A 26231-nucleotide genomic window follows, 5' to 3' on the forward strand; every position below is an offset into this window, starting at 1 on the left:
GACCACGGGGGGAGTCGCCCAGGCCGCGTCGGTGGTCAGGTGTGACGACGGTGACAGCGGGTACCCGCGCCCGTGAACAACGGGTGGCGGGAGCATCCTCATGCCCGGATCCCTCCCGGAACGTGGCCTGCACCGGATCGCCGGTGTGGCGGCGGAGGGATCGTCGTGGTGTCGGCCGACATCGGCGCGGGCCACGACGCTGCCGCCGCTGAACTGGCTGCCCGGCTCGCCCTCGACGGCGTCGAGGTGCACCACCTCAACTTCTTCACGTCCCTGCCCAAGCCCCTGCACGGGATGATCCGCGAAGGTTACCGGTCGCTGTTGCGCTGGTGCCCGCTCAGCTACGACGCCTTGTTCACGATCACCGACCGTTCGCCACCGCTGGTGGCTATGATCAGGTCCGCCTTACGGTCGGCCCGCCGGCGGATGCTGATGCAAATGCCGCCGGACACCGGCCTGGTCGTGTCGACGTTCCCGTTCGCCAACCAGGTCCTCGGCCCGCTGCGCCACAGCGGGAGGCTGAGCACACCGGTCGTCACCTATGTCACCGACTTCGTCATCCACCCGACCTGGATGGCGACCGGCGTCGACACCTACTGCGTGATCCACGAGGCCACCCAGCAGCAAGCCGCTGTTCGTGGCGCACCGGACGTCCGACTCGTCGACCCGCTTGTAGCCGCCCGCTACCGGCCACCGACGGATGCCGCCAGACGCGCCGCCCGCGCCCAGTTCACGCTGCCCGAAAAGGGAAGACTAGCGCTCATCGTCGCCGGGTCCTGGGGTGCCGGCGACGTGGCCCGTACCGCCAGGGAGGTGCTGGCCGCCGGCTGTGTCACACCGGTGGTGGTATGCGGACGAAACGACAGCCTGCGCCGGCGCCTGGCCGGCTTTCCCGGGCACGTCATGGGCTGGGTCGACGACATGCCCACCCTCATGCAGGCGGTGGACCTGATCGTGGAGAACGCTGGTGGCCTCACCTGCCAGCAGGCACTGGCCGCGGGTCTGCCCACCATCACCTATCGCCCGCTTCCCGGCCACGGCCGAGCCAATGCGCAGGTGCTCGCCGGCGCAGGCCTGACCACCTACGTCCGAAACCCCGCCGACCTGTGCCAGGAGTTGACCCGCACAGCGGCTTCCGCCCTGCCGGCGTTCACCAGCGCCGACGACATGGCCGCGATCGTGTCCGCGACCCTGCGGTCCGGGGCCGGAGTGGATGGGAACCCGCGGTGACGTCCCGGCGCTCACCCGCGGACCACTCCTGCACCCAGCCATGATCTTTTACGCGCTGGCCGGGGCCTTCAGCTTCGCGCTGTCCGCCGCGCTGCATCAGCGCGCCGCGGCCCAGCAGCCGCGCTTCGCAGCGCTCGACCCGCGGCTGTTGCTGCGGCTGTTCCGCAACCGCCTGTGGCTTTCCGGCTGGATCCCGGACACGGCCGGAGTCGTCTTCCAGGTGCTCGCGTTGCGTTCCGGCGCGCTCGCGGTCGTGCAACCCATCATGGCCAGCGGGCTGTTCATGGCAGTGCTGATCGAGGCCGTCATCGCCGGCCAGCGCGTCGCGCGCCGGGACCTGCTCGCGGTTGCGGTGGGCGTGGTGGGCCTGACCGCGTTCCTGCTTCTCGCCGACGTCCGCGCCGGCGTGACCCGCCCTGCGCCGACGGCCTGGACGGTCGCCATGAGCTGCGCGGTGGCGGCCATTACGGCCTGCGTCCTGGCCGCGCGTCGCCGCCATGGCGCCGCGCGGGGCGCGCTGCTGGGCGTGGCCAGCGGCGTCGCGTACAGCTTCGCGGCGGCGCTGGTCAAGGACCTCGCCGGCGGCTCCCCGGGCTCCCTGCTGTCCGCCGTGGTCAGCTGGCGATCCGCGGCGCTGATAGTGGCCGTCGCCATCGGGCTGATCCTGAATCAGGCCGCCTTCCAGCACGGTCGCCTCGCCGCACCCCTGACAGCTCTCACGCTCACCGACCCCGTCGTCAGCGTTCTCGTCGCCATCACCGTCTTCCGGGAAACACTCTCCGACGAGCCCATCCGTATCGTCGGCCTTGTCCTGGCGGCCGTCACGGTCGGCGGCGGCGTGTGGCTCGCTGCTTCCGCCTGCTCGGCGGGATCGGTCGAACACCGCCGACGGTGACCGTCACCCTTCCCGGTGCCTTCGTGGGCGTGCTGCTCGGCGTCGGCACACCCGTCGAGGCGGTCGCCGTCGCGGTGACCATCGAACTGGTCGCCGACGGGCTGCTTCGCCGACCGGAACGCCGCGGATAACCCGATCTCCCCGAGGTCCCGCCACCGAGTCGGCAGGATGACATGGTGAACTACCGCCTGTTCGAACTCATAAACGATCACGCCGGACGCATCGACGGTATCGACGACGTCATGGAGTTCGCCGCGACCAGGCTGCTGTATCTGATCTTCGCAGTCACCGCATTGCTTGCCGTGGTGACACTGCGCCGCCGACGAACACGCCCGGTCGTCGAGCTCGGCGCCGCCCTGGTCCTCGCCTTTGCCGCAGCCACCGTCCTGGCGCATTCGAACAGTCAGCAGCGCCCGTTCCAGAGTCATCACGTGCACCAGCTGATCCCTCACGGTGCGGGAGTTTCGCTGCCCAGCGACCACGCCACCGCCGCGTTCGCGCTGGCGTTCGGCGCTTACGCCTTCCTGAGCCGCCGGTGGGGCGTGGTACTGGCCGGAGCGGCGCTTGTCGTCGGGGTCGCCCGCGTCTGGGTCGGCGTGCACTACCCAGGCGACATCCTCGCCGCGGCAGTCATCGCCGGCCTCGCCGTCGTGGCCGTCAGCCTGGCGGGCCACCGCCGGCGTCGACTCGGCGCACCGAGTCGACGAACATAGCGGGGCACCAGTCAGCCGGACCCTGGCTCCGATCATCACATTCACGAGGCGCCACCGCGTGAAGCCTTCGGTAACGACGAGGCCGTCACCCGTGATGACCGGCGTATGTCCCAGGAAGTGCCTCATGCCGGGCTGCCGCGAGGCAGACCATGCGTTGGGCGCTCTGCTTGTGACGCCCCTGCCATGGCCGCCGCCCCCGTAGGCGAGGTGCGGGGGCGGTGGCTGTGCCTCGGGGAGCGGGCTGCCCGTTGGGCCCTACGAGGCGTCCGCTTGGCCTGGGCGGTCAGGGGACCCAGCAGACGGAGGTTGCCGTGGGCCGGGACGCCGGGGTCGGTGGTGCAGAGGAACAGCGTCTGGTCCGGGGGCACCCGGCATGGCGCCTCGTCAGCATGCTCGGTCCGACCGCCGGGTGGCTCATCCGCTTGATGCCGTGCCCGCGCTCGTACACGTGGTGCCTGTTGCGGCAGGTACCGGACTGCGGATTCCTGATCGGCAGCTCGCTGACGAGCTGGTTGTTCGGGTGCACGGGTCGCCCGGCACGCCTGCACGGCCGGTGCATGTGGTCACGCACCGACCGTTCTCGGCCCGCCGGAGGTCACCCGCAGCGGTGACGCTCCCGCTTCGGTGTCTGGGATCGGCTCGTTTCGGCAAAGATCGGAGGGCGGGGCAGGCGCAGCAAGGGCACGAATGGGTGTCTGCCCGCCACATCGACGCTCCGCCAGCAGGGGCGAGTTCCTACGGAGGGTGTGGTGGCCGACGGGAACGCAAGCGACAGGGGCCTACGGCTGGCGGCTGTCCTGCTGGGCCTGGCCGGGATCTTCGACGCGGTAGCTGGTGCGGCCGACCTGAGCGGCACCCGCTACGTCTCGGTTGCTGACGGTGCCGTGCACGAGCACGACCTCACCGGCTGGGCTTGGCTGCATCTGGCCGTCGGGGTGTTCACGGCGCTGGCCGGAGCCCTCGGACCGCTCCGCCGCCGTTGGTCGACGTCCCTGGCTCTGGCCGCGGTGGTGATCTTCGTCGGGCTCCACCTGTTCTTCCTCACCTATCACCCGATCCGCACGGTGCTGGTGCTCGGACTGGCACTGGCTGCCGCCCGCTTACTGATCATCAATCGATCTCGCGCTGTCGCTTGAGAGCGTCCGGGCGACGGTTACCCGCACACCTACGCAAGCGAGTGGCCGGCTCCGCGGTGGGCCGGCGACCAACGAGGACGGATCAGTCGGTTGGCTGACACACCTTCCCCGTGAAGGCGGGATCGGGTTGCCGGAACGCGGACCAGGCCGGGTTGGCCGCGATGGGCAGGGGCGGGGCCTGCCAGGCGGCGCCGAGACGTTGCAGGAGTGGGTACTCCTCGCGTTCCTGCTGGATCGGTTCGCCGGAGAGGAAGGTCAGGAGCCGGTCTTCGACCAGGCTGCGGTTGAGAAGACCCCCGTGTACGCCGGGCATCTGGAAGACGGGGATCCCGCTGTAGTCGCCGGGTGGCGCCTCTGCGGCCGTGGTGGTGGGAATGAAGGCGACCATCCGGATCCCGGGCACCGGACACATGAGTTGGTTACGGTAGAACGGCGCGTCGTCGACCAGGGAGCGGATGAACGGTTCGTCGGGCCCGGCATGCGGGCCACCGAACAGGCGCATCACGCCGAACACGATCCGAAGCTGCGATCCCGTCGCCACGCCCCAGCCGTGGTTCTCGCGCGGGGGCGGGTAGTAGGCGCGACCCGCGTTGATCAGAGGACTGAACATGGCCAGCGTGTCGACGGCGGGGTGCGCTCGCTGCTGAAGGTAGGTTCGGGCGACGATCGCGCCTTCGCTTTCCCCGATCAGGGCGATCGGCCGGCCGGTGCGCTGGTGTAGTCGTCGCACCTGTGCGTCGAGGAGTCCCACGCTGTCCGCCACCGAGATCGTGGTGTCGTGCGGCCGGTAGGGCAGGGGTGTGCCGTCCCGGCTCAACCCCCGGTAGGAGAACCTCTCGACACGATTGTCGAGAGGTTGCTCGCCCCCGTACGACGACCCGTAACCTGCGAGGACGATGACTGCCTGCGGCACGTCGGGCGGCAGCGGGTGGTCGAGGACCACCGCCTCAGCCCGCAGGCTCTTGTCCGGCACGGCATCCACCATCGGCGGGATGAGCAACGGCACCGCAAGGGCGAGAACCGCCGCGACGGGAGTCGCCGGCACCCTCACCCACCGTGTCGATGGATTGATCAGCGCGGTACGGACCGTCCGGTTCCACAGCAGCCCGTTGACCACCCCGGCCACGGCGGCCACCGGCACCGACCACCAGCCCGGCAGACTCCAGCACAACGCGCCGGCCACGGTCAGCACCACGAAGTTGAGCATCGACCATCCCACCAGCGAGATCGACGGCAGGCCTCGCCACCACGGCCCTACCACAGCCGCCCGTTGCAGGAATGGCGCCAGCAGGAACAACGGCACCAGGGAGGCCAGCAGGACCCAGGACAGCGCCACCACCGACGCGGCCACCGAGATCAAGGCCCACGGGGCGACGAAGACCGCCACCAACGCGGCGAGCCCGACATTCCGTTTCAACAGCCACCGCGCCGGTGGCCGAGGCACCTCAGCCGGCCATGCCAACATCACCAGCAGCGTGTGAAAGAGCCCTCGGGCCACCACCAGCAAACTGAGCCAGAACACGAATGACGGCCACGAGTCGTGATAGACATACAGCCACCGCAGGTCGTGGTAGGTGTCGTACGGCCACACCGCCGCCGCCTGCGGCGCGAGGCCCCGCGCCGCGACGAAACCCAGCGAGACCAAGACGACGGCCTCGACCGTCGGAGACACCGCGGTCAGCAGCAGCAGGCCCACCAGTCTGCGGTCCGCGACCAGCACGCTGCCTCCCTTGCCGTTGCCCTCTGCATGGAGATTTCCGCACACCACACCCAAACGACGGCGTATCCCGCAAGGCCGTACCCGATAGGAACAGCACCGCCGCGCCTGCCGGGATGGCCGGACCGCGAAGGCGGCGTTGCTGGCGCCGCCGGCTGCCCTTCTGGGAGCGGGTTCGGACCCTTGTCAGCGAGTCGCCATCCGCGCACCGCGCCGGCTACCCACCACCGGGCGGGCCCTCACCCTCCGGCAACCTGTCCGACATCGACGCCGCCGGCCGCGGTGGCTGCACCTGGGTCCTCGACGTAGGGACGAAGTTCGGCGACGCATCGCGGCAGCGCGTTCGAGCACCGCCTGCCGTCGGATCTCCTCGTCTTCGCACCACAGTTGCAGGAATACCCGACGACGGCTTCCCCGACGTGCGCCCGCGTCAGCTCGCGAATGGGGTACTGCGGGCGTCCCTGGCGTGCCATCCGACCCGGACACCGGCAGGGCTCGATCCCTCACACCGAGCACACTGTTGCCCCCGCCGGTGGCGATCCTCTACGGTCTGCTCAAGCGGTGGGCGGTGCGGTCCGCATCCGACCGACACCGCCGGGTGCCCGTCGCGCGGGCCGGGATGGTGGAGTCCCGGGCCACCCGTAGGCGGCGTCGCGGCGGTCGTGTGACTCCAGCTCGTACTCCGGGTGGTCCTGCCCGGCGCGGCTCCACGCGGAGCCGACGGCGAGCGGGCCACGCCGACCCCACCGGAGAATCCCGTGTTCCTCAGCCCGCACGAGCAGGACCGCCTGCTCGTCCACGTCGCGGCCGACGTCGCTCGCCGCCGCCGCGAGCGCGGCCTGCGACTCAACTATCCCGAAGCCGTCGCGATCATCACCGCTTTCCTTCTCGAAGGGGCCCGCGACGGACGGTCGGTGGTCGACCTCATGTCGGCCGGCCGGAGCGTGCTCGGCCGCGAGGACGTCCAGGACGGCATCCCCGAGCTGCTGAGGGAGGTGCAGGTGGAGGCGACGTTCCCGGACGGTACCAAGCTCGTGACGGTGCACCACCCGATCCCGTGATCCCCGGGGAGATCCTGCCGGCGGCCGGCCCGGTCGAGATCAACGTGGGCCGGCCGGTGACCACTCTGGTCGTGGTCAACACGGCCGACCGTCCGGTGCAGGTCGGCTCGCACTACCACTTCGCCGAGGCCAACCCGGCCCTGATGTTCGACCGGGCGCTCGCCTGGGGTCAGCGTCTCGCCGTTGCGGCGGGCACCTCGGTCCGGTTCGAGCCGGGCGTGAGCCGCACCGTCGAGCTGGTTCCGCTCGGCGGCGCACGCGTCGTGCCCGGCCTGCGCGGCGAGTGCGCCGGGCCGCTGGACGAAGCGCCACCGGCCGCGCCGGGAACAGACGCGCCGACGAGCGGGGCGCCGACGACCGACGGGCCGACGCGGTGACCGCCGTGCGGCGGGACCGCTACATCGATTTGTACGGGCCGACCACCGGCGACCGCATCCGGCTGGCCGACACGAGCCTCCTGATCGAGGTGGAGACCGACCACTGCGCAGGCGGCGACGAGGCGGTCTTCGGCGGCGGCAAGGTGATCCGCGAGTCGATGGGCCAGTCGCGGGCGACCCGCGCCGAGGGCGCCCTCGACACCGTCATCACCGGCGCGGTGGTGCTCGACCACTGGGGGGTGGTCAAGGCCGACGTGGGTCTGCGCGACGGGCGGATCGTGGCGCTGGGCCGGGCCGGCAACCCGGACACCATGCCCGGCGTCCACCCCGAGCTGGTCATCGGCCCGGCCACCGAGGTCATCGCCGGGAACGGCCGGATCCTCACGGCCGGCGCCGTCGACACGCACGTGCACTTCATCTGCCCGGAGATCGTCACCGAGGCGCTCGCCGGCGGCATCACCACACTCGTCGGCGGCGGCACCGGCCCCGCCGAGGGCACCCGGGCCACGACTGTCACCCCGAACGCCTGGCACCTGGCCCGCATGCACGAGGCGCTGGACACGCTGCCGGTCAACGTGCTGCTGCTCGGCAAGGGCAACACCGTCTCACCGGAGGCGCTGTGGGAGCAGCTGCGCGCCGGCGCGGGCGGTTTCAAGCTGCACGAGGACTGGGGCACCACACCGGCGGCGATCGACGCCTGCCTGCGGGTGGCGGACGCCTCCGGGGTGCAGGTCTCCATTCACACCGACACCCTCAACGAGGCCGGTTTCGTGGCCGACACGCTGCGGGCGATCGCCGGCCGGGCCATCCACTCGTACCACACCGAGGGCGCGGGAGGCGGGCACGCGCCGGACATCATCACAGTGGCCGGCGAGCCGAACGTGCTGCCGTCGTCGACCAACCCGACCCGGCCGTACACCGCCAACACCCTCGCCGAGCACCTGGACATGCTGATGGTCTGCCACCATCTCAACCCGTCCGTGCCGGAGGACCTGGCCTTCGCCGAGAGCCGCATCCGGCCGTCCACCATGGCCGCCGAGGACCTGCTGCACGACCTCGGCGCGATCTCCATCATCGGCTCCGACTCGCAGGCGATGGGCCGGGTGGGCGAGGTGATCCTGCGAACCTGGCAGAGCGCGCACGTCATGAAGGAGCGGGTCGGCGCGCTACCCGGCGACGGCGCTGCCGACAACCACCGGGCCCGCCGGTACGTGGCGAAGTACACCATCTGCGCGGCGATGGCGAACGGGCTGGACCGGGAGATCGGCTCGGTCGAGCCGGGCAAGCTGGCCGACCTGGTGCTGTGGGATCCGGCGTTCTTCGGCGTACGACCGCACCTGGTGCTCAAGGGCGGCATGATCGCGTACGCCCAGATGGGTGACGCCAACGCGTCCATCCCGACGCCGCAGCCGGTGCTGCCACGCCCGATGTTCGGGGCATACGGCGCCGCGGCGGCTGCGACCAGCCTGGCGTTCGTCGCGCCGGCCGCCCTCGACGCCGGGCTGCGCCTGGACGTGCGGCGGCGGGTGGTGCCCGTCGCGGACGTGCGCTCGCGGGGCAAGGCCGACCTGCCGGAGAACGACGCGATGCCCCGGATCGAGGTGGACCCGGACACGTTCACCGTGCGGATCGACGGTCAGGTGGTGGAGCCGGACCCGGTGACACGCCTGCCGATGGCCCAGCGGTACTTCCTGTTCTGATGACGACGTCGAGCCTGCTCCTGCTGGTGGCCGACGGTCGCTTCCCGGCCGGCGCGCACGCCCACTCCGGCGGCCTGGAGGCGGCCGTCGCCGCCGGCCGGGTCACCGACCTGGCCACGTTGGAGGCGTTCCTGGCCGGCCGGCTGGCCACCGCCGGGCTGGTCGGTGCGGCGTTCGCGGCGGCGGCGCACCGGGCGGTGACGTCGGGTTCCGCCGTACGCGGGTCCACGCTGGCGTTGCTCGACGCGGAGCTGGACGCCCGGACGGCGGCGCCGGCGCTGCGTACGGTGTCCCGCCGCCAGGGACGGGCCCTGCTGCGCGCGGGCCGGGCCATCTGGCCGGAGGCGTCCTTCGACGACCTGCCCGCCACACCCGGCGGAGCACACCAGCCGCTGGTGCTCGGGCTGCTCTGCGCCGCCGCGGGCCTGAGCCGCGCCGAGACCGCCACGGTCGCCGTCCACGGGACGGTGACCGGTGCGGCCAGTGCGGCGGTACGCCTGCTCGGCCTCGACCCGTACCGGGTCCAGGCCCTGCTGGTGGGTCTCGCCGGCCGGTGTGACGGCATCGCCGCGGCGGCGGCCCGGGCCGCCGACGACCCACCCGAGCGGCTGCCCGCGGCGGCCGCCCCGCTTGCCGACATCCATGCCGAAGCTCATGCCACCTGGGAGGTGCGTCTCTTTGCGTCCTGACACCGTTGCGCCCGAGGCCGACCGGAATCCTGCCCCGCACGACGAGACCGTTCCGCACACCCACCCCGAGCCGGGGGTGGACCCGCATCCGCCGCTGGCCCAAGCCGGCCGGGCGCTGCGCGTCGGCATCGGCGGGCCGGTCGGGTCCGGCAAGACCGCCCTGGTGGCGGCCCTGTGCCGGGCGTTCGCCGGGGAGCTGCGACTCGGCGTGGTCACAAACGACATCTACACGACCGAGGACGCCGACTTCCTCAAGCGGGCCGGTGTGCTGGACCCGGCCCGGATCCGCGCCGTGGAGACCGGTTGCTGCCCGCACACCGCCATCCGGGACGACATCGGGGCCAACCTCGACGCCGTGGACGAGCTGGCCGAGGCGGTCGGCCCGCTGGACCTGGTGCTGGTCGAGAGCGGCGGGGACAACCTGACCGCCACGTTCAGCCGAGGGCTGGTGGACCGGCAGATATTCGTGGTCGACGTGGCCGGCGGGGACAAGGTGCCGCGCAAGGGCGGACCCGGGGTGACGTCCGCCGACCTGCTCGTGATCAACAAGACCGACCTGGCCCCCATGGTGGGCGCGGACCTGGCCGTCATGGACCGGGACGCGCGGGCCCGGCGCGGCGACCTGCCGACCGTGTTCCTGTCGATCGTCGGCGACCCGGCGGCGGGACGGGTCGCCGACTGGATCCGCCACGAACTGGCCCACCACGCGGCTCTGCACCCGGTCGCCGCGCGGGGCGGCCCGGCCTGATGCGCGCGTACGCCCGGCTGGTGGCCCGGGCCGACGGCCGGGGCGGCACGGTCCTCGCCGAGCTGCGCGGTGAGACACCGCTGCTGCTGCGGCAGACGCCCGGGCGCGGTCGGGCCGTGACGGTGTACGTGGTCGGCGGGGCGGCCGGCCCGCTCGCCGGCGACGACCTGCGGCTGGAGATCGACGTGGGACCGGGGGCGGCGGTGCGGCTGCACACCGTCGCCGCCTCGGTCGCCCTGCCCGGCCGGCCCGGCGTCGTGTCGCGGATGGTGGTGCGTGCCGTGGTGCGCGACGGCGGCGCGCTGCACTGGCTGCCCGAGCAACTGGTCGCCGCGGCCGGCTGCGCCCACCTCGCCGAGTCCCGGGTCGAGGTGGCCGCCGGGGCGAGGCTGACGTGGCGCGACGAGGTGATCTGCGGCCGGTACGGCGAGGCGCCGGGCAGCGCGGTCGTGCACACCCGGGTCGACTACGACGGCCGTCCGTTGCTGCGCCAGTCGCTTGCCGTGGGACCGGGCGCGCCCGGCTGGGCCGGCCCCGCGGTGCTCGGCGGCGCGCCGGCCACCGGGTCACTGCTGGTGGTGGACCCGTCGCTGCCCCACGAGTCCGCGACGGTCGAGGGCACCGTCGCCCGGCTGCCCCTGGCGGGCGGTCCGGCGACACTGTGGACCGCCACCGCTGCCGACGCGCACACGCTGCGCGCCCACCTCGAAGGCGAGCCGCTGCTCACCGAGGTGTAGTGAGGCGAACGCCGGCCGTCTCAGCGTCATCGCGCCGAGCCGCCGGGTCGAGCCGGGCGATCAGGTCGGCGAGGTGGTCGAGCAGGGGAGTGTCGGCCGGTACGCCCGCCTCGGCGAGGCTGGTGCGGACCCGCTCGTCGAGGCGGGCGTGCTCGCGGCGGCCTCGGGCGGTCAGGTGGGCCCGGATGCGTCGCCGGTCCAGCGGGTCGATCCGCCGGAACACCAGGTTCCGGTCGACGAGCTGGTCGACCAGCTTGGTGAGGGTCCCCGGCGGCAACGACGCCTCGGCGGACACCTCGCTCATCGGATGGCCCTGCCCGTCGGCGAGCAGGCAGAGCACCCGCCACGCCTCGGTGGTCAGGTCGTCGTCGGCCAGCACGGCGGCCAACCGGCGGGAGAGCAGCCGTTCGGCGCGGGTGAGCGAGCGCAGCAGATCGGCTGGCGCCCCGGGCACGTCTGACATGGAACTCCCTGGGCCGGTGGCCCTGCCATGGTAGCGACTCGTCCCGCTCCATGGAGAGCTATGGTTTTCCCACGTCGGCCGGGCAATCATGGGCTCATGTCCGCGCCGGCCCCGCCGTGGCTCACAGTCGATCGGGCCGTGGTCAGCATCGCGCTGGTGTACCCGATGCGCGGGCCGGCGGGAATGTTCGGCCCGACCTGCGAACTCTGCGCCCAGCTCGCGGTCGAGGAGATCAACGCCGGTGGCGGGGTGCTGGGCCGCGAGGTGCGGCTGGTGCCGGTCGACGGTGGCGCCCCGCCGGCCGAGGTGGCCGCCCAGGTGGAGGCGCTGGTGTCGGTGGGCGCCGTGCAGGGCGTGACCGGCTGGCACATCTCCTCGGTGCGGCAGGCGCTCGCGCCCCGGGTCGCGCACCGCGTGCCGTACGTCTACACCGCCCTGTACGAGGGCGGTGAGCGTACCGAAGGGGTCTATCTGACCAGCGAGACGCCGGACGCCCAGCTGTGGCCCGCGATGCGGCTGCTCGCGGGGGAGCAGGGCGCGCGCCGCTGGTTCGTGGTCGGCAACGACTACGTGTGGCCCCGGCGCACCGCGCGGGCGGCCCAGCGGTACGCGCTGCGCGGCGGTGGTCGCGTGGTGGGGCAGGCGTTCCTGCCGTTGGAGACACAAGACTTCGACGACGTGTTGCGCCGGATCGAGCGCAGCGAGGCCGACGCGGTGGTGATGCTGCTCGTCGGCGCGGACGCGGTGCGGTTCAACCGGGCGTTCGCGCGTGCCGCGATGGACCAGCGCTGCCTGCGGCTGAGCACCCTGATGGACGAGAACATGCTGCTGGCCAGCGGGGCGGGCGCGACGCGGCGGCTCTACAGCACGGCGGGCTTCTTCGCCGGCCTCGTGACGCCGGAGAACCTCGACTTCCACGGCGAGTTCGCCCGCCGGTTCGGGGTGGAGGCGCCGCCGCTGGGCAGCCTGGGGGAGTCCTGCTACGAGGGCGTGATGCTGCTCGCCGCGCTGATCGGGCAGGCCCGCACCCTCGACGTACGGGCGATCGAGACGGCTGCCGACACGGTGGCGTACCACGGGCCGCGCGGCCGGCTGCAGCTGCGTCGACGGCACGTGCGCCAGCGGATCTACCTCGCCGAGGCAGACGGTCTCGACTTCACAGTGCTCGCCCAGCTCTGACCGCCCGGTACCGGCCCTTGACACGTCCACCCGGCCCGGCCCTAAGATACTTCCTGCGTGAAGTATCTACCCCAGGGGTGGATACCGCGAATGTCTGTCCACCGTCGGCGGAATCTGTCCGCCGACCATTGTGGTGGCGCAATTCTTCACCGAATTCATCACGGCTGACACCGCCTCGCACGGGACGGTGTCAGCCGTTGCGGCGTGCGTTCTCTCCGGGTTTCCGGGAAACAGTCAATTAAGGACCGGGAAACGTCCGCGCAATCATGCCGGTCAACGCTTTGCGTGCCCATAGCCGATGCGATGACCACAGGCGACGTCCACCCGTCGACCCCGGCATCGCCAACTCCACCGGACCGCACCGACCGTCCTTTCGCTACTTGAGCGCACCGCAGGGAGATTAGATGTCACTTCTTTGGGGCCGCCGCATCCTGGCGGGGGCCATGACCCTCGTCGCCGCGGTCGCCGTGACCGCGTGCGGCAGCAAGACCAGTGACGAGGGCGGCGCGGCCGGCGTCACCGCCGACGTCTCCGGCGACACCGTCAAGGTGGGCCTGCTCAACTCGCTCTCCGGCACCATGGCGATCAGCGAGGTCACCGTCCGCGACGCCATCATGCTCGCCGTCGAGGAGATCAACGCGGCCGGCGGCGTCCTCGGCAAGAAGATCCAGCCGGTCGGGGAGGACGGCGCCTCGGACTGGCCCACCTTCGCGGAGAAGGCCGAGAAGCTGATCTCCGAGGACCGGGTCGCGGCCGTTTTCGGGTGCTGGACGTCGGCCAGCCGCAAGGCGGTCAAGCCGGTGTTCGAGAAGAACAAGGCGCTGCTGTTCTACCCGGTGCAGTACGAGGGCCTGGAACAGTCGCCCTACATCTTCTACACGGGCGCGACGACAAACCAGCAGATCGTCCCCGGGCTCGACTACCTCAAGGCCCAGGGAACGAAATCGGTCTACCTGGTCGGCAGCGACTACGTCTTCCCGCGAACGGCGAACAAAATCATCAAGGCGTACGCGGCGGCGAACGGCATGACTGTGGTCGGTGAGGATTACGCGCCGCTCGGGTCCACCGAATTCGGCACGATCGTCAACAAGGTCAGGTCGTCCGGCGCGAAGGCGGTCTTCAACACCCTCAACGGCGACAGCAACGTGGCGTTCTTCAAGGAGTACAAGTCGGCCGGGCTCACCGCCGCCGCGATGCCTGTGGTGTCGGTGTCCATCGCCGAGGAGGAGGTCAAGAGCATCGGCACCCAGTACCTGGAGGGTCAGCTGACCGCCTGGAACTACTACCAGACCACGCCCGGCGGGGCGAACGGCAAGTTCGTGGCCGCGTACAAGGCGAAGTACGGCGCGGACAAGCCGACGAGCGACCCGATGGAGGCCGCCTACGTCAGCGTCTACCTGTGGAAGGCGATGGTCGAGAAGGCCGGCGCGTTCGACGTCGAGAAGGTCCGCGGCGCCTCCGACGGCATCACCTTCGAGGCGCCGGAGGGCCTGGTCACCGTCGACGGCAAGACCCAGCACATCGCCAAGACCGCCCGCGTCGGCAAGGTCGGCGCGGACGGCCTGATCACCGAGGTGTGGAACTCCGGCAAGCCGATCGCGCCGGACCCGTACCTCAAGACCTATCCGTGGGCGAGCGGCCTGAGCTGACGACGCCGGCCCCGGGCGGGGTGGCCCCGCCCGGGGTTTCGACCAGCAGTACGGGAGTACCCACCGTGACAGTCCTCTTCGGTCAACTCTTCACCGGCATCAGCATCGGCGCGGTGCTGCTGCTCATCGCGCTCGGGCTGGCGCTGACCTTCGGCCAGATGAACGTCATCAACATGGCGCACGGCGAGTTCATCATGGCCGGCGCGTACACCACGTACGTGCTGCAACAGAGCATCACCGGCGCCGGCCTGTCGCTGCTGGTCGCGCTGCCGGTGGCGTTCGTGGTCGCCGGCACGATGGGGGTGCTGCTGGAGATCCTGCTGATCCGCCGGCTCTACGCCCGTCCGCTGGACACCCTGCTGGTCACCTGGGGCGTGTCCCTGATGCTGCAACAGCTCGCGCGGGACATCTTCGGCAGTCCGAACGTGCAGACCCGCGCGCCGGATCTGCTCACCGGCAACGTGGCGGTGCCCGGCGGGCTGACGGTCGCCAACAACCGGCTGTTCATCCTGGCCCTGGCACTGGCCGCCGTCGCCGCCCTCACGCTGGCGCTGCGGTTCACCCCGCTTGGACGCCGGATCCGCGCGGTCGTGCAGAACCGCGACCTCGCCGCGGTGTCCGGCATCCCCACCGCGCGGGTCGACCGGACGACCTTCTTCCTCGGCTCGGGCCTGGCCGGGCTCGCCGGGGTGGCGCTCACCCTGCTCGGCCCGATCGGCCCGACCATGGGAACCAACCTGATCATCGACGCCTTCCTGGTCGTCGTGGTCGGCGGGATCGGTCAGCTCAAGGGCAGCGTGATCGTCGCCTTCGCCCTCGGGGTCCTCCAGGCCACCGGGGAGTACCTCACGACCCTCAGCGTCGCCAAGGTGATCGTCTTCGTGGCGATCGTCGCGTTCCTCCAGTGGCGGCCACAGGGCCTGTTCACCCTGCGGACCAGGAGCCTCGCATGACCGCCGTGACACCCGCGCCGCCGAGCACCGCCGGCGCACCGGCCCCGGACGACATCGCCCCTGCGAGCCGGTCCGGTGGCCGGTCCCGGCTGCGCGCGGCGGCGGGGTTCGCGTTCGGCGCGGCGCTGCTGTTCGCCGTCGCGCCGCTGGCGCTGTCGGACTTCCGGCTGGCCCTGCTCGCCAAGTACCTCTGCGTCGCCATGGTGGCCGTCGGCATCGGCATCGCCTGGGGGCGCGGCGGCATGCTCACCCTCGGCCAGGGCGTCTTCTTCGGCCTGGGCGGCTACGCGATGGCCATGCACCTCAAGCTCGCCGACGCGGGTCCCGGTGGGATGCCCGACTTCATGCAGTTGTACGGGCAGCTCGACGAACTGCCGGTCTGGTGGCGGCCGTTCGCCAGCCCGTGGTTCGCGCTGCCGGCCACGGTGCTGCTGCCGATGGCCGTCGCGTTCGGGCTCGGCTCACTGGTGTTCCGCCGCCGGGTGCGGGGCGCGTACTTCGCCATCCTCAGCCAGGCGCTCGCCGCCGCCATGGTGATCCTGTTGATCGGCCAGCAGGGGACCACCGGCGGCACCAACGGGCTCACCGACATCCAGGGCTTCTTCGGTTACGACCTGGACGACCCGGTCAACCAGCGGATGGTCTACTTCATCATCGCCGGCGTCCTGCTCGCGCTGCTCGCGCTGGCCCGCCAGATCGTCCACAGCCGCTACGGGGAACTGCTGGTGGCGGTGCGGGACAGCGAGGAGCGGGTCCGCTTCCTCGGCTACGACCCGGCGTCGGTCAAGCTCGTCGCCTACGTGGTGGCGGCGGGTATGGCGGGCCTCGCCGGCGCGCTGTTCGTGCCGGCGGTGGGCATCATCTCGCCCGCCCTCATCGGCATCGTCCCGTCGATCGAGTTCGTCATCGGTGTGGCGGTGGGCGGCCGGGCCACGCTGCTCGGGCCGGTGCTCGGCGCGGTGGCGGTGGCCTGGGCGCGTACCGCCCTCTCCGAACGTTTCCCGGGCACCTGGACGTACCTGCAGGGTCTGCTCTTCGTGGTGGTCGTGGCGTTCCTTCCCGGCGGCCTGGCGTCGCTGTGGGCGCTGGCCCGCCGCCGCGCCGAGCGGGCGGAGGTGCACCCGTGAGCGACGACCGGCTGGACGGGCTGTCCGTCCGTGACGTGCGGGTCAGCTTCGACGGCTTCACCGCCGTCGACGGCGTCTCGCTGGAGGTGCCCGCCGGTGACATCCGGTTCCTGATCGGGCCGAACGGCGCCGGCAAGACCACCCTTGTCGACGCGATCACCGGTCTGGTGCGGGCCACCGGCTCGGTGCGCTTCGGCGACCAGGAGCTGCTGGGTCGCCCGGTGCACCGGATCAGCCGGCTCGGCGTCGGCCGGACGTTCCAGACGTCGACGGTCTTCGAGGAGCTGTCGGTCGTGCAGAACCTCGACATCGCCGCGGGCGCCCGCCGGAGCTGGGCCACCCTGGCCCGGCGCCGGCGGGGTATCCCCGACGAGGTGGCCGCCGCGCTGGAGACCATCGGGCTGGCCGGCCGGGCCGACCAGCTCGCCGGCACGCTCGCGCACGGCCAGAAGCAGTGGCTGGAGATCGGCATGCTGCTGGTGCAGGACGCGCGGCTGCTGCTGCTCGACGAGCCGGTCGCCGGGATGAGCCACGAGGAGCGCGACGCCACGGGCGTCCTGCTGGAGACGGTGAGCCGGGATCGCACGGTGGTGGTGATCGAGCACGACATGGACTTCCTGCGTCGCTTCGCGCGCAGCGTCACCGTGCTGCACGCGGGGAGGGTGCTCAGCGAGGGCACCGTGGCGCAGGTCCAGGCGGACCCGCGCGTGCAGGAGGTCTACCTCGGCCACCCGGTCGACGCCGGGTCGGTCCCCAGCCCTCTGGAGGCATGATGCTGACCCTGCGTGGGGTGCACGCCGGATACGGGCGTTCCCGGGTGCTGCACGGCGTGGACCTCGCCGTCCCGCCCGACGGGGTGGCCGCGGTGCTCGGGCACAACGGCGCCGGCAAGAGCACCCTGCTGCGGGTCGCGGCGGGCCTGCTGCGCCCGAGCGCCGGCACCGTCGAGCTGGACGGCGAGGACGTCACCCGTCTCGCGCCGCACGAGCGGGTGGCGCGTGGCATGGCGTACGTCCCGCAGGGCCAGCAGTGCTTCCCGCACCTGACGGCGGCGGAGAACCTGCGCCTCGTCGCCGACGCCCGGCGCGACGGCGCGGTGGCGACGGCGGAGGCGCTGGATCTGTTCCCGGCGCTGCGTCCGCTGCTGCGGCGGCGGGCCGGGCTCCTCTCCGGCGGCCAGCGTCAGCAACTCGCCATCGCCCGCGCGTTGATCACCCGGCCCCGGCTGCTCATGCTCGACGAGCCGACCGAGGGCATCCAGCCGTCGGTGGTCGCCGAGATCCAGGAGCGGATCGTCGAGCTGACCCGGCAGTCCGGCTTCAGCGTGCTGCTCGTCGAGCAGCATCTCGGGTTCGCGCTGCGGGTGGCGAACCGCTATCACGTCCTCGAATCCGGCCGGGTCACCTCGCACGGCGACGGGGGAGTGACGGCGGAGCGGGAGGTACGGGCGGCTCTCGCGGTCTGATCCGGGACGGGTCCGATTTACATTGACGGCGGTCTTTACTAAGATCGTGGCCGGGAGTCGCCAAGCGCTGCTGGGCAGCAGTGCCGTCCACCTGGTGGGCGGCTTGAATCGATCGGCGTCACCTTCTCCGGGGTGGGCACCCAGCGAGGGCCACTGGGCGTCGGCGCATCCACTGGAGCATCATGAAAATCTCACGGACAGCACGCCGTCTGGGACTGGCCGCGGCCGCAGTTCTCGTCGCCTCGTTCACGATGGTCGTGGTCAACCAGGCCGGTCCGGCCTCGGCGCACGGATCGGTCACCAACCCGCCGTCACGCAACTACGGATGTTACGAGCGCTGGGGTTCCGACCACCTCAACCCCACGATGGCCCAGACCGACCCGATGTGCTGGCAGGCGTGGCAGGCCAACCCGAACACCATGTGGAACTGGAACGGCCTGTACCGCGAGAACGTCGGCGGCAACCACCAGGCCGCCGTGCCGGACGGGCAGCTGTGCAGCGGTGGTCGCACCCAGAACGGCCTGTACGCCTCGCTCGACGCGGTCGGCGCCTGGACCGCGAAGTCGATGCCGAACAACTTCACGCTGACGCTGACCGATGGCGCCAAGCACGGTGCCGACTACATGTTGATCTACATCACCAAGCAGGGTTTCGACCCGACCACCCAGCCCCTCACCTGGAACAGCCTCGAACTGGTGCTGCGCACCGGCAGCTACCCGACCACCGGGCTCTACGAGGCGCAGGTGAACGCGGGCAACCGCACCGGGCGGCACGTCGTCTACACCATCTGGCAGGCGTCCCACCTCGACCAGCCGTACTACCTCTGCAGTGACGTGATCTTCGGCGGCGGCAACAACCCGCCGCCGACGACCCCGCCGCCGACCACGGCGCCGCCCACCACCCCGCCGCCGACCACGGCGCCGCCCACCACGGCGCCGCCGGCCGGCAACGGCGCCTGCACCGCCACCTACCGCAAGACCAGCGAGTGGTCCGGTGGCTTCGGCGCCGATGTCACCGTCCAGGCCGGCAACGCCGCCATCTCCGGATGGACTGTGGCGTGGACCTGGCCCAACGGCCAGAGCATCACCAACGCCTGGAACGCGACGGTCACCTCCAGCGGCTCGTCGGTCTCCGCGTCGAACGTCGCCTACAACGGTTCCCTGAGCGCCAACGCCAGCACCAGCTTCGGCTTCAACGCCTCCTGGAACGGCACCAACTCCGCACCCACCCTCACCTGCACCGCCCGGTAACAGCGTCTGCGGTGGGGTGGCGCGGCACGCGCCACCCCACCGCCGGCAGGGCCCTGCGCCAGCATCAGGAACCGCGACGAGGTGAGGAACGACAATGATTTCCCGGGTAGGCGTCGGCGGCTGGTACCGAAGCGTCTTCGTGTGGATCGAGGTGTGCCTGCTTGCCGCGTCGCTCGGTGTGGCCGCCCTGGTCACCTCGACCACTCCGAGGACGGACCCGGCAGTTCTCCGCCAGGAGATCCTGACCCGGATGCGTACGACCCTCGAGCAGGCGGACCCGAAAGATCATCAGCACGCCGGGCACACCGCCCCACAGGCGCCGGCCGGAGAGCAGGCGCCGCCGGCGATCGTCTGCGGAGTCCATGTCTACGGTTACGAGCCCACCGGGGCCGCCACACTGGCCGACGTCGAGACGGTCTACGGCTTCCACCTCTGCGGCGTCGCCGAACAGAAGCGCCACTGGGACGGGGCGGTCAAGCTCGTCGGCCCGGTGATCATGGACATGACCACCCAACCTCCCGGCATTCAGGTGGTCGAGGCGACCGCCGACGTCAGGTTCGTCGACCGGCTACGGGAGATGTTCCCCGACAAGTACGAGGAACTGGCGCTCAGGGAGGCGTTGCCCGCATCGGAGATGGCCGACCTGCGACGCCGGTACGACGCCGCCGCCGGCCTCTGACCACGCCGGACGGCCGACACCCGCCGGCGGGCAAGCGGCCTGGCCGGCAGCAGATCGTCACCGGCGGGGATGCTCTCCTTCCGCCGTCTGTGGCAGCTGTTGCGCCGGTTCACGCCCGCGGCGGGTCCAAAAAGCGTTGTGCCAGATCGGCGAGGGTGTCGGCGGTGGTGTCGACGGGCGCGGTCGGCAGCACGATGTGGCTGACGACCAGTCGCGCGAGGGATTCGGCGCCGACGGTGACGTCATCGGCCGGCACCCGGGGCAGGTGCGTGCCCGCCCACTCTCTCAGCACCGTGACGGCGGCGGCCAGGGCCAGGTCGGCGCGGGTGGTCAGGTAGGGGAGCAGGGCGTCGGTGCCTCGGGCGCTGTTGAGGACGGTTTTGACCAGCGGGTCGGTGCCGGCCTGCGTCAACACGAACGTGACCGCGGCATGGACGGCGGCCCGTACGTCGCCGCCGTGTGCGGACAACGCCTCCCGTACGCCGTCCGTGAACCGGTCGATCTCGCGGTGTGCGATGGCTTCGCCGAGTCCGGCCTTGTTGGTGAACTCGTTGTAGAGCGTCTGCCTGCTCACGCCCACGCGGGCCGCCACGTCGGCCATTCGTACCGCGTCCCAGCCGCGGTCGATCGCCAGGTCGCGGCCGGCCTTGAGGACCGCGTCGCGCAGGTGGCGGCGCGCGGTGTGGCGATAAGGCGGAGGGTCGACCATGGTACGCCGAGTCTATCGACTGGACACATGCGCCTTGCATGCCCACCAAATTTACGCGGGGCCAGATATTGTCAAGCATGGGTATCCGTGTGACAGTCGACGCAGCGCTCGACACTCCGGAGGCGGCACATGCAGACCTCGATCGATGCTCCAGCGGTCGCCGCCGGTTGGCATGACGGCAAGAAGCACCTGTGGCCACTGGCTCTTCTCGTGCCGGTGCTGCCGTTCCTGGCGTACGCGTTGTGGCAGGCCGGCGCGGGACCCGCTGCCTGGTGGCTCACCCCGGCGGTGGTCTTCGGACTCATCCCGGTCATCGACGTGCTGCTCGGTGACGACGGGGAGAACCCGCCCGACGACGTCGCCCGGCGGTTGCAGGAGGTCCGTTACTACCGCTGGATCACGTTCCTGTTCCTGCCGGTGCAGTACGCCGCCCTGCTGCTCGGAGCATGGGTCTGGACGCGTGGCGGCCTCGGTCTCGCCGGCGCCGCCGGCCTGGTCGCCACCATCGGAATCGTCAACGGACTGGCCATCAACACCGCACACGAGCTCGGCCACAAGCGCGAAACGGTCGAGCGGTGGATGTCGAAGATCGCGCTCGCGCCCACCGGGTACGGCCACTTCTACGTCGAGCACAACCGCGGACACCATGTCCGTGTCGCCACACCGGAGGACCCGGCCAGCGCCAGGCTGGGGGAGAGCTTCTACTCGTTCTGGCCACGTACGGTCTGGGGCAGCCTCATCTCGGCGTGGCGGCTGGAGATCGGCCGCTTCCGGCTGCGGCGCAAGAGTCCGTGGACGCTGCGCAACAACCTGCTCAACGCCGGGCTCATGACCGTCGTGCTCTTCGCCCTGCTGATCGCGGTGTTCGGATGGCGGCTCGTGCCCTTCCTGCTCCTACAGGCGATCGTCGGCTTCTCGCTGCTGGAAGCGGTCAACTATCTCGAGCATTACGGACTGTGCCGCCGGCGCACGGCCACCGGCCGCTTCGAGAAGGTCGACCCACGACACAGCTGGAACAGCGACCGCGTCGTCACCAACGTGTTCCTCTTCCAGTTGCAACGCCACAGCGACCACCACGCCAACCCGCTGCGCCGCTACCAGACGCTGCGCAGCTTCGACGTCTCGCCGCGGCTGCCCGGAGGCTACGCCTCGATGGTGTTGCTCGCTCTCGTTCCGCCGCTGTGGTACCGGGTGATGAACCCACGGGTTCTGGCGCACTACGGCGGCGACCTGAACCTCGCCAATCGCAACCCCCGCGCCGAGGCCCGGCTGCGGCGCCGCTACGGCCGGCCCGCAGCGGACACCGCCTAGCTGCCGGTAGACCTCGGCCCTGCGGCGCGAATTGCGAGCACCCTTCTTATTTACATCGACCGGGATTACGCTCTGGGCCAGTCCTGAGGTGGATCACATCGGAGGTTCCTATGAGGAGAATGACCGTCCGTCGCACTTCTGCGCTCCGCCTGGTGTCGGGCGCACGCCGGCTGTGGATCGAGTGGTGCTGGTAACTGCCGGTCCGGCGGGCGCTTCCGGGCGCCCGCCCCTGCGGCGGTGGGCCCTGCGGTGACCGGCGGGCCGGAACGTTACGACTGCCACCGCGACCACGGGCCGTACGCCGGGGTCTCGGTCTTTCTGGGTCGGGTCGCCGCCGACCGGCCCCGCCTGGCGGCCCGGCACGCGGTCGAACTGCGCGCGATCGCCCCCCGGCTCGATCCGGCGGCCCGGCCGGCCGCCGAGGAGGAGCCGATCCGCTTCCACCCCGCCCGCCGTACCGCCTGCCTTGCCTACGGCGCGGCGGAGCTGGTGGCGGCCTGGGCCGGCACGCTCCGGCGGCCGGTGACCGTCCGGTTCGATCACGTCGCCAGCGCCGACGAGACGACCACCGAGCTGCTGGACGCGCTGGCCCGCCGGCTCGGGCCTTCCCCGGTGCGCCTCGACCTGCGCGACGAGGGCGCCCCCGACCCGGCGCCCGACGGGCGCACCCCGCAGGCGCTGCGGCGGGCCCTGGGCGACAGCCTGGCCCGCGGCTACTACCACCACGCGGCCCGGGTCGCCCGGCGCGGGCGGGCGACGGTCACCCCCGACGGCGACCTGCGGCACTGGTGGGCGTTCACCACCGGCCTGGCCACCGCCCTGGCGGCCCTGAACCGGGCCGCCGAGGCGCTCGACCTCTACGACGAGGCGCGGGCCGTCACCGACGATCCGAAGATCACGATGTCGGCGGCGTACGCCACCGCCATGCTGCACGCCCGGCACCTGCCGGCGGCCGAGCAGGACCCGGCGCTGGCCCGGCAGTGGCTGGAGCGGGCGCTGTACCTCGCCGCCGAGCTGGCCGACCCACGCCAGCGGCTGTTGTCGACGGTCTTCTACGAGCAGGGCCTGGCGCTGCTGGACAGCCGGGCCGGCCGGCCCGACCGCGCGCTGCGGCTCGTCGACGACGGACTGGCCCGGCTGACGGCCGCGCTCGGGCCCGGCGAACGCCCGCAGGACCTGGCCCGGCTGCGCCACAACCGGGCGCAGGTTCACCTCGCGCTGGGCGACCCGGCGCGGGCGCTGGCCGACCTGGACACCGTGATCGCCCACGACCCGGACAACTGCGAGTACTACGTGGACCGCGCCGCCCTCTACCGGGCGGCGGGCCGGACCCGGGCCGCGATCAGGGACTACGACGCCGCCATCCGGCTGGGACCGCACCTGCCCGAGGCGTACTACAACCGGGCCGTGCTCCACCAGGAGCGGGGCCGCCCCGAGCGGGCGCGCGCCGACCTGGAGCGGGTGCTCGCCATCGAACCCGGGCACCTCGACGCCCGGATCGCCCTGGTCAACCTGCACGTGGAGCGCGGCGAGCTCGACGCCGCCGAGGCCGGCGCACGGGCCGGGCTGGCCGGCGCTCCGCACGAGCCCGCGCTGCTGTGCACCCTGGGCCTGGTTCTCGCCGAGCGCGGCCGGCCCGCCGAGGCCGACGAACTGCTCACCCGGGCCCTGAGCGGGGACCCCGGGCTGGTGGAGGCGTGGACGAACCGGGCCGCCGCCCGGTTCGAGCGCGGCGACGTGGCCGCCGCGCTCGCCGACCTGAACCGGGCGGTGGCGCTGTCGGAGGCCCCCGTGCCGCGCTACAACCGGGGCACGGCCCTGACCCGGCTGGGCCGGTGGGACGAGGCGGCCCGCGACTTCGCCCATGCGCTCGCCCAGCCCGGCCTGGACCGGGCCCTGCGCCGGGATCTGCGCGCGGAACTCGCCCGCTGTCGCCGGGCGCTGGCCGGCTGACCCGGCCGGGCGTAGCTCGGGAGACGGCCGAAGACGCGCGGATCGCCACTGCCGCTCCGGCCCCGCCCACGATCGCCCGCCGTCGCCGGCGTTCACAGCAGCCGGCGCCGGGTCAGGAGCCGGAAGGCCAGATATCCCGGCGGTACCGGGAGCCAGAACGTCGCGAGACGGTAGATCAGGGTGCCCGCGACGGCGGCGTCCAGTGGCACTCCGTAGAGCAGCAGACCGGAGACGAGCGCGGCTTCGGTGGCGCCGAGCCCGCCGGGGGTGGGCGCGGCGGACGAGACACCCTCGCCGACGAGGCAGACCAGGATCACCGGGGGCAGGTGGGCCAGCGGGACCGGGCCGGCGGCGATCAGCGCGACGTAGAGACAGAGGCCATAGGTGAGGGTGAGCGCCGTCGACGCGACGACGAGCCACCGCAGCCCGTGCTGGTGGCGCAGTTCGCGCAGCGCGGTCACGACCTGGCCGGCCGCGGCGCGTCCACGCCGCCGGACCCGGGGTACGGCGAGCACGCCGGCGAGGACCAGCAGCACGGCCAGGGCGCCCAGTAGCAGCGGCAGTGCCCTGGCCGCGTCGTGGGTGAGGATGCGGGCGGGCTGGCGTGCGAACGGCAGCAGCACCGGCAGCAGCAGTACGACGGACACCACGCCGGCGGCGCGGGAGACGGCCACGGCGGTGCCCGCGTCAGCGGCGACGAGTCCCTTCTGGTGCAGGTAACGCAGGCTGAGCGCGGCGCCGCCGAGGCTGCCGGGCGCCAGCCGGTTGGCGAACGACGCGGCCACCTGCACCAGGGTGGCCTCGCCCAGCGGGACCCGGCCGGCCGTGGCCAACCGGAGCACGAGACCGCTGAGCAGGTAGGTCAGGGCGGAGCCGAGCAGCGTCGCGGCGACCGCTACCGGGTTGGCGTGCACGATCAGACCCAGGGCGGTGCGGATCTCGCCGAGCTGGGGGAGCAGCAGGTGCACGACCAACCCCAGGACCAGCAGCTCCAGGACGGTGCGGCGGCTGATCCGGACCACCTTCGCCGCCGGGCGGTCGCGGTCCGGGCTGCGTCGCAGGATCTCCTGGCGAAGGCTGTCGAGCATGCCGGGCCGGGCGCGCAGGGCGGTCCGGCCGGCGCGGGACAGCACCGCGGGTTGCAGGAACGGCACGCTGTCCGCGACCGCCGCGACACCCAGGCGGTCGATCGCCGCATCGACCACGCCGGCCGGGTCGACCCGGCCGGCCAGGGCGACCATCAGCTCGACGACGTCGCGGGCCCGCTGCTCGGCCGAGGCGTCGTCGGCGCCGAAGCCCAGGTCCACCAGGTAGACGTGGTCCCGGCCGACGAGCACATTCGCGGCCCGCAGGTCCCGGTGCGCGATGCCCACCCGGTGCAGACGCGCCACCTGGTCCCAGGCGTCGCGTACGGCGGCAAGCGGGACCGGCCCGACGACGGCGTCCAGCGGGGCGGCGTCGATGAACTCCTGCACCAGCACGGCGTCGCCGCCGGGCGCGGCGGCGGTCGTGACGACGGCCGGTATCCGCACGCCGGCACGCGCGGCGAGCAGGGTCAGACAGGTCTCGTGTTCGCTCTGCTGCCGTGCGCTCAGGTACGGCGGCGCGTCGGCCACGTGGCGGTAGCGCATCCGCCGGTAGAGCTTGTAGACCCAGTCCGCGTCGCGTTGCTCGCCACCGGTCACCTTGACGAACAGTCGCCGACCGCCGGTGGTGACCGCCTGCCACGGCTGCGAGCCACGGGCGTCGCCGTGGATCGGCGCCAACCATGCCACCTCGATCCCGCGCCGCCGCAGCGTCGCCCGCAGTGCGGGCACCGACCGTTGCGGCCCGACCTCGCCGACCACGAGTCGGGCCAGACACACCGCGAGCCAGCCGACGAGGACACCGCCGGCCACATCGATCGGCAGATGCGCTCCGACGTGGATCCGCGCGACGGCGACCAGCCCGATCACCACCCAGGCGGCGCGGCGCCACCGGGGGCCGCCGGCCCGCGCGGCGACGAGCGCCAGGGCGGTGGCGACCGCGACGTGTCCCGACGGGTACCCGAGGCGTCCGGTGATCGTCTCGCGCAGGACCACGTCGGTGAACAGCGCCGCGGGCCGCTGCCGGGCGACCGCGGCCTTGACGGCTGCCGCGAGCCAGTACGCTAGATTCCCGGCCAGCAGGAGAGTCCACGCGGCGCCGATGCGGCGTGCGATGACGGCTGCTGCGGCGGCGACGAACACCGCCGGGTACGAGCCGAGCTGCATGACCAGGACCAGGACCGGGGTCAGCCCGGCCGGAAGGTGGTTGAGCAGGGTGAACAGGTCCTGCTCCCAGCGAGGCACCCGGTGGCTGCGTACGGCCGCGCTGAGCGCCGCCAGAAGGCACGCCGAGACGGTCAGGCTGACCAGCAACGCCGGCGACGGGCGATGCGTACGCGCTCCCACCGGTCCTCGGCCGCCCCTCGTCCGGCACCGTCCCTGCCGTCGACCCGAACCCTACGGT

General features: G+C 72.1%; 25 protein-coding genes. 21 read left to right on the forward strand and 4 right to left on the reverse strand.

Annotated features, from left to right (window positions below; translation table 11 throughout):
• The first annotated feature begins 108 nt into the window (after window positions 1-108).
• The 5 genes from KBX43_RS00160 to KBX43_RS00180 all read left to right on the forward strand — a co-directional run bounded on the left by KBX43_RS00160 (window position 109) and on the right by KBX43_RS00180 (window position 3974).
• Window positions 109-1230, forward strand: a complete 1122-nt coding sequence (locus KBX43_RS00160) for a glycosyltransferase (protein WP_373887997.1) — start codon at window positions 109-111, stop codon at window positions 1228-1230.
• Between the two features lie 40 nt (window positions 1231-1270).
• Complete coding sequence (locus KBX43_RS00165) at window positions 1271-2125, forward strand: DMT family transporter (RefSeq protein ID WP_043322834.1); 855 nt, start codon at window positions 1271-1273, stop codon at window positions 2123-2125.
• Window positions 2122-2256 (forward strand): hypothetical protein, encoded by a 135-nt coding sequence (locus KBX43_RS31780; protein ID WP_255361247.1) that lies wholly within the window; start codon window positions 2122-2124, stop codon window positions 2254-2256. The genes KBX43_RS00165 and KBX43_RS31780 overlap by 4 nt, the downstream gene beginning before the upstream one ends.
• 45 nt (window positions 2257-2301) lie before the next feature.
• Window positions 2302-2838 (forward strand): phosphatase PAP2 family protein, encoded by a 537-nt coding sequence (locus KBX43_RS00175; RefSeq protein WP_167435504.1) that lies wholly within the window; start codon window positions 2302-2304, stop codon window positions 2836-2838.
• 749 nt (window positions 2839-3587) lie between these two features.
• Entirely contained in the window at window positions 3588-3974 is a 387-nt protein-coding gene (locus KBX43_RS00180) for a hypothetical protein (protein ID WP_146074779.1), read from the forward strand.
• A gap of 82 nt (window positions 3975-4056) precedes the next feature.
• On the opposite strand, the gene KBX43_RS00185 is transcribed toward KBX43_RS00180, so the two are convergent.
• Window positions 4057-5694 (reverse strand): hypothetical protein, encoded by a 1638-nt coding sequence (locus tag KBX43_RS00185; RefSeq protein ID WP_043322839.1) that lies wholly within the window; start codon window positions 5692-5694, stop codon window positions 4057-4059.
• A 755-nt stretch (window positions 5695-6449) separates the two neighbouring features.
• Between KBX43_RS00185 and KBX43_RS00190 the strand changes: the two genes are divergently transcribed.
• The 6 genes from KBX43_RS00190 to KBX43_RS00215 are packed head-to-tail and all read left to right on the forward strand — an operon-like array spanning window position 6450 to window position 11003.
• Window positions 6450-6752 (forward strand): urease subunit gamma, encoded by a 303-nt coding sequence (locus KBX43_RS00190; RefSeq protein ID WP_043322840.1) that lies wholly within the window; start codon window positions 6450-6452, stop codon window positions 6750-6752.
• Window positions 6749-7129 carry an urease subunit beta gene (locus tag KBX43_RS00195; RefSeq protein WP_051610833.1) on the forward strand — a complete coding sequence of 127 codons (381 nt, stop codon included), beginning with the start codon at window positions 6749-6751 and terminating at the stop codon, window positions 7127-7129. The genes KBX43_RS00190 and KBX43_RS00195 overlap by 4 nt, the downstream gene beginning before the upstream one ends.
• The gene (locus KBX43_RS00200; protein ID WP_043322842.1) at window positions 7126-8829 is read left to right on the forward strand and encodes an urease subunit alpha; all 1704 of its coding nucleotides are present in this window, start codon (window positions 7126-7128) and stop codon (window positions 8827-8829) included. Before KBX43_RS00195 ends, KBX43_RS00200 begins: the two co-directional genes overlap by 4 nt.
• Window positions 8829-9518: an urease accessory protein UreF gene (locus KBX43_RS00205; protein WP_043322844.1), complete on the forward strand. Its 690-nt coding sequence runs from the start codon at window positions 8829-8831 to the stop codon at window positions 9516-9518. Before KBX43_RS00200 ends, KBX43_RS00205 begins: the two co-directional genes overlap by 1 nt.
• Entirely contained in the window at window positions 9508-10266 is a 759-nt protein-coding gene (ureG, locus tag KBX43_RS00210) for an urease accessory protein UreG (protein WP_197494839.1), read from the forward strand. The genes KBX43_RS00205 and ureG overlap by 11 nt, the downstream gene beginning before the upstream one ends.
• Entirely contained in the window at window positions 10266-11003 is a 738-nt protein-coding gene (locus tag KBX43_RS00215) for an urease accessory protein UreD (RefSeq protein ID WP_064445444.1), read from the forward strand. The genes ureG and KBX43_RS00215 overlap by 1 nt, the downstream gene beginning before the upstream one ends.
• Here KBX43_RS00215 and KBX43_RS00220 read toward each other — a convergent pair.
• Window positions 10990-11466: a MarR family winged helix-turn-helix transcriptional regulator gene (locus KBX43_RS00220; RefSeq protein WP_069088294.1), complete on the reverse strand. Its 477-nt coding sequence runs from the start codon at window positions 11464-11466 to the stop codon at window positions 10990-10992. The two genes, KBX43_RS00215 and KBX43_RS00220, sit on opposite strands and share 14 nt — an antisense overlap.
• A gap of 96 nt (window positions 11467-11562) precedes the next feature.
• On the opposite strand from KBX43_RS00220, the gene KBX43_RS00225 reads away from it, so the two are divergent.
• The 8 genes from KBX43_RS00225 to KBX43_RS00260 all read left to right on the forward strand — a co-directional run bounded on the left by KBX43_RS00225 (window position 11563) and on the right by KBX43_RS00260 (window position 19768).
• Window positions 11563-12645 carry a substrate-binding domain-containing protein gene (locus KBX43_RS00225; protein WP_210871380.1) on the forward strand — a complete coding sequence of 361 codons (1083 nt, stop codon included), beginning with the start codon at window positions 11563-11565 and terminating at the stop codon, window positions 12643-12645.
• Window positions 12646-13049: 404 nt separating this feature from the next.
• Complete coding sequence (urtA, locus tag KBX43_RS00230; RefSeq protein WP_210882148.1) at window positions 13050-14294, forward strand: urea ABC transporter substrate-binding protein; 1245 nt, start codon at window positions 13050-13052, stop codon at window positions 14292-14294.
• A 65-nt stretch (window positions 14295-14359) separates the two neighbouring features.
• Entirely contained in the window at window positions 14360-15247 is an 888-nt protein-coding gene (gene urtB, locus KBX43_RS00235; protein WP_043329910.1) for an urea ABC transporter permease subunit UrtB, read from the forward strand.
• The gene (gene urtC / locus KBX43_RS00240) at window positions 15244-16374 is read left to right on the forward strand and encodes an urea ABC transporter permease subunit UrtC (RefSeq protein WP_210882157.1); all 1131 of its coding nucleotides are present in this window, start codon (window positions 15244-15246) and stop codon (window positions 16372-16374) included. The genes urtB and urtC overlap by 4 nt, the downstream gene beginning before the upstream one ends.
• Window positions 16371-17147, forward strand: a complete 777-nt coding sequence (urtD, locus tag KBX43_RS00245; RefSeq protein ID WP_084789371.1) for an urea ABC transporter ATP-binding protein UrtD — start codon at window positions 16371-16373, stop codon at window positions 17145-17147. The genes urtC and urtD overlap by 4 nt, the downstream gene beginning before the upstream one ends.
• Window positions 17147-17839 carry an urea ABC transporter ATP-binding subunit UrtE gene (gene urtE, locus KBX43_RS00250; protein WP_064446439.1) on the forward strand — a complete coding sequence of 231 codons (693 nt, stop codon included), beginning with the start codon at window positions 17147-17149 and terminating at the stop codon, window positions 17837-17839. The genes urtD and urtE overlap by 1 nt, the downstream gene beginning before the upstream one ends.
• A gap of 182 nt (window positions 17840-18021) precedes the next feature.
• The gene (locus KBX43_RS00255) at window positions 18022-19089 is read left to right on the forward strand and encodes a lytic polysaccharide monooxygenase (RefSeq protein ID WP_210882159.1); all 1068 of its coding nucleotides are present in this window, start codon (window positions 18022-18024) and stop codon (window positions 19087-19089) included.
• A gap of 94 nt (window positions 19090-19183) precedes the next feature.
• Entirely contained in the window at window positions 19184-19768 is a 585-nt protein-coding gene (locus KBX43_RS00260) for a hypothetical protein (protein WP_104112210.1), read from the forward strand.
• A 109-nt stretch (window positions 19769-19877) separates the two neighbouring features.
• Here the strand turns inward: KBX43_RS00260 and KBX43_RS00265 are convergent, their stop codons facing one another.
• A complete protein-coding gene (locus KBX43_RS00265) occupies window positions 19878-20477 on the reverse strand; it encodes a TetR family transcriptional regulator (protein ID WP_064445449.1) in 600 nt (199 codons plus the stop codon).
• A 129-nt stretch (window positions 20478-20606) separates the two neighbouring features.
• Between KBX43_RS00265 and KBX43_RS00270 the strand changes: the two genes are divergently transcribed.
• Together KBX43_RS00270 and KBX43_RS32010 are read left to right on the forward strand one after the other, a co-directional pair.
• Entirely contained in the window at window positions 20607-21788 is a 1182-nt protein-coding gene (locus KBX43_RS00270) for an alkane 1-monooxygenase (RefSeq protein ID WP_210882167.1), read from the forward strand.
• Between the two features lie 237 nt (window positions 21789-22025).
• Complete coding sequence (locus KBX43_RS32010) at window positions 22026-23741, forward strand: tetratricopeptide repeat protein (protein WP_307851436.1); 1716 nt, start codon at window positions 22026-22028, stop codon at window positions 23739-23741.
• Window positions 23742-23833: 92 nt separating this feature from the next.
• Here the strand turns inward: KBX43_RS32010 and KBX43_RS00280 are convergent, their stop codons facing one another.
• On the reverse strand, window positions 23834-26173 hold the full coding sequence (locus KBX43_RS00280) for a lysylphosphatidylglycerol synthase domain-containing protein (RefSeq protein WP_210882175.1): 2340 nt from the start codon (window positions 26171-26173) through the stop codon (window positions 23834-23836).
• Window positions 26174-26231: the final 58 nt, after the last annotated feature.

It is taken from the genome of Micromonospora sp. C41, from assembly GCF_018070485.1.
GTDB classification, from domain to species: domain Bacteria; phylum Actinomycetota; class Actinomycetes; order Mycobacteriales; family Micromonosporaceae; genus Micromonospora; species Micromonospora chalcea.

Coding starts and splice junctions, on each gene's coding strand:
- KBX43_RS00265 (WP_064445449.1), bottom strand. CDS start 20,477: ATGGTCGACCCTCCGCCTTATCGCCACACCGCGCGCCGCCACCTGCGC.
- KBX43_RS00215 (WP_064445444.1), top strand. CDS start 10,266: ATGCGCGCGTACGCCCGGCTGGTGGCCCGGGCCGACGGCCGGGGCGGC.
- KBX43_RS00270 (WP_210882167.1), top strand. CDS start 20,607: ATGCAGACCTCGATCGATGCTCCAGCGGTCGCCGCCGGTTGGCATGAC.
- KBX43_RS00255 (WP_210882159.1), top strand. CDS start 18,022: ATGAAAATCTCACGGACAGCACGCCGTCTGGGACTGGCCGCGGCCGCA.
- urtA (WP_210882148.1), top strand. CDS start 13,050: ATGTCACTTCTTTGGGGCCGCCGCATCCTGGCGGGGGCCATGACCCTC.
- KBX43_RS00225 (WP_210871380.1), top strand. CDS start 11,563: ATGTCCGCGCCGGCCCCGCCGTGGCTCACAGTCGATCGGGCCGTGGTC.
- urtC (WP_210882157.1), top strand. CDS start 15,244: ATGACCGCCGTGACACCCGCGCCGCCGAGCACCGCCGGCGCACCGGCC.
- urtE (WP_064446439.1), top strand. CDS start 17,147: ATGCTGACCCTGCGTGGGGTGCACGCCGGATACGGGCGTTCCCGGGTG.
- KBX43_RS00165 (WP_043322834.1), top strand. CDS start 1,271: ATGATCTTTTACGCGCTGGCCGGGGCCTTCAGCTTCGCGCTGTCCGCC.
- KBX43_RS00260 (WP_104112210.1), top strand. CDS start 19,184: ATGATTTCCCGGGTAGGCGTCGGCGGCTGGTACCGAAGCGTCTTCGTG.
- KBX43_RS00205 (WP_043322844.1), top strand. CDS start 8,829: ATGACGACGTCGAGCCTGCTCCTGCTGGTGGCCGACGGTCGCTTCCCG.
- KBX43_RS00220 (WP_069088294.1), bottom strand. CDS start 11,466: ATGTCAGACGTGCCCGGGGCGCCAGCCGATCTGCTGCGCTCGCTCACC.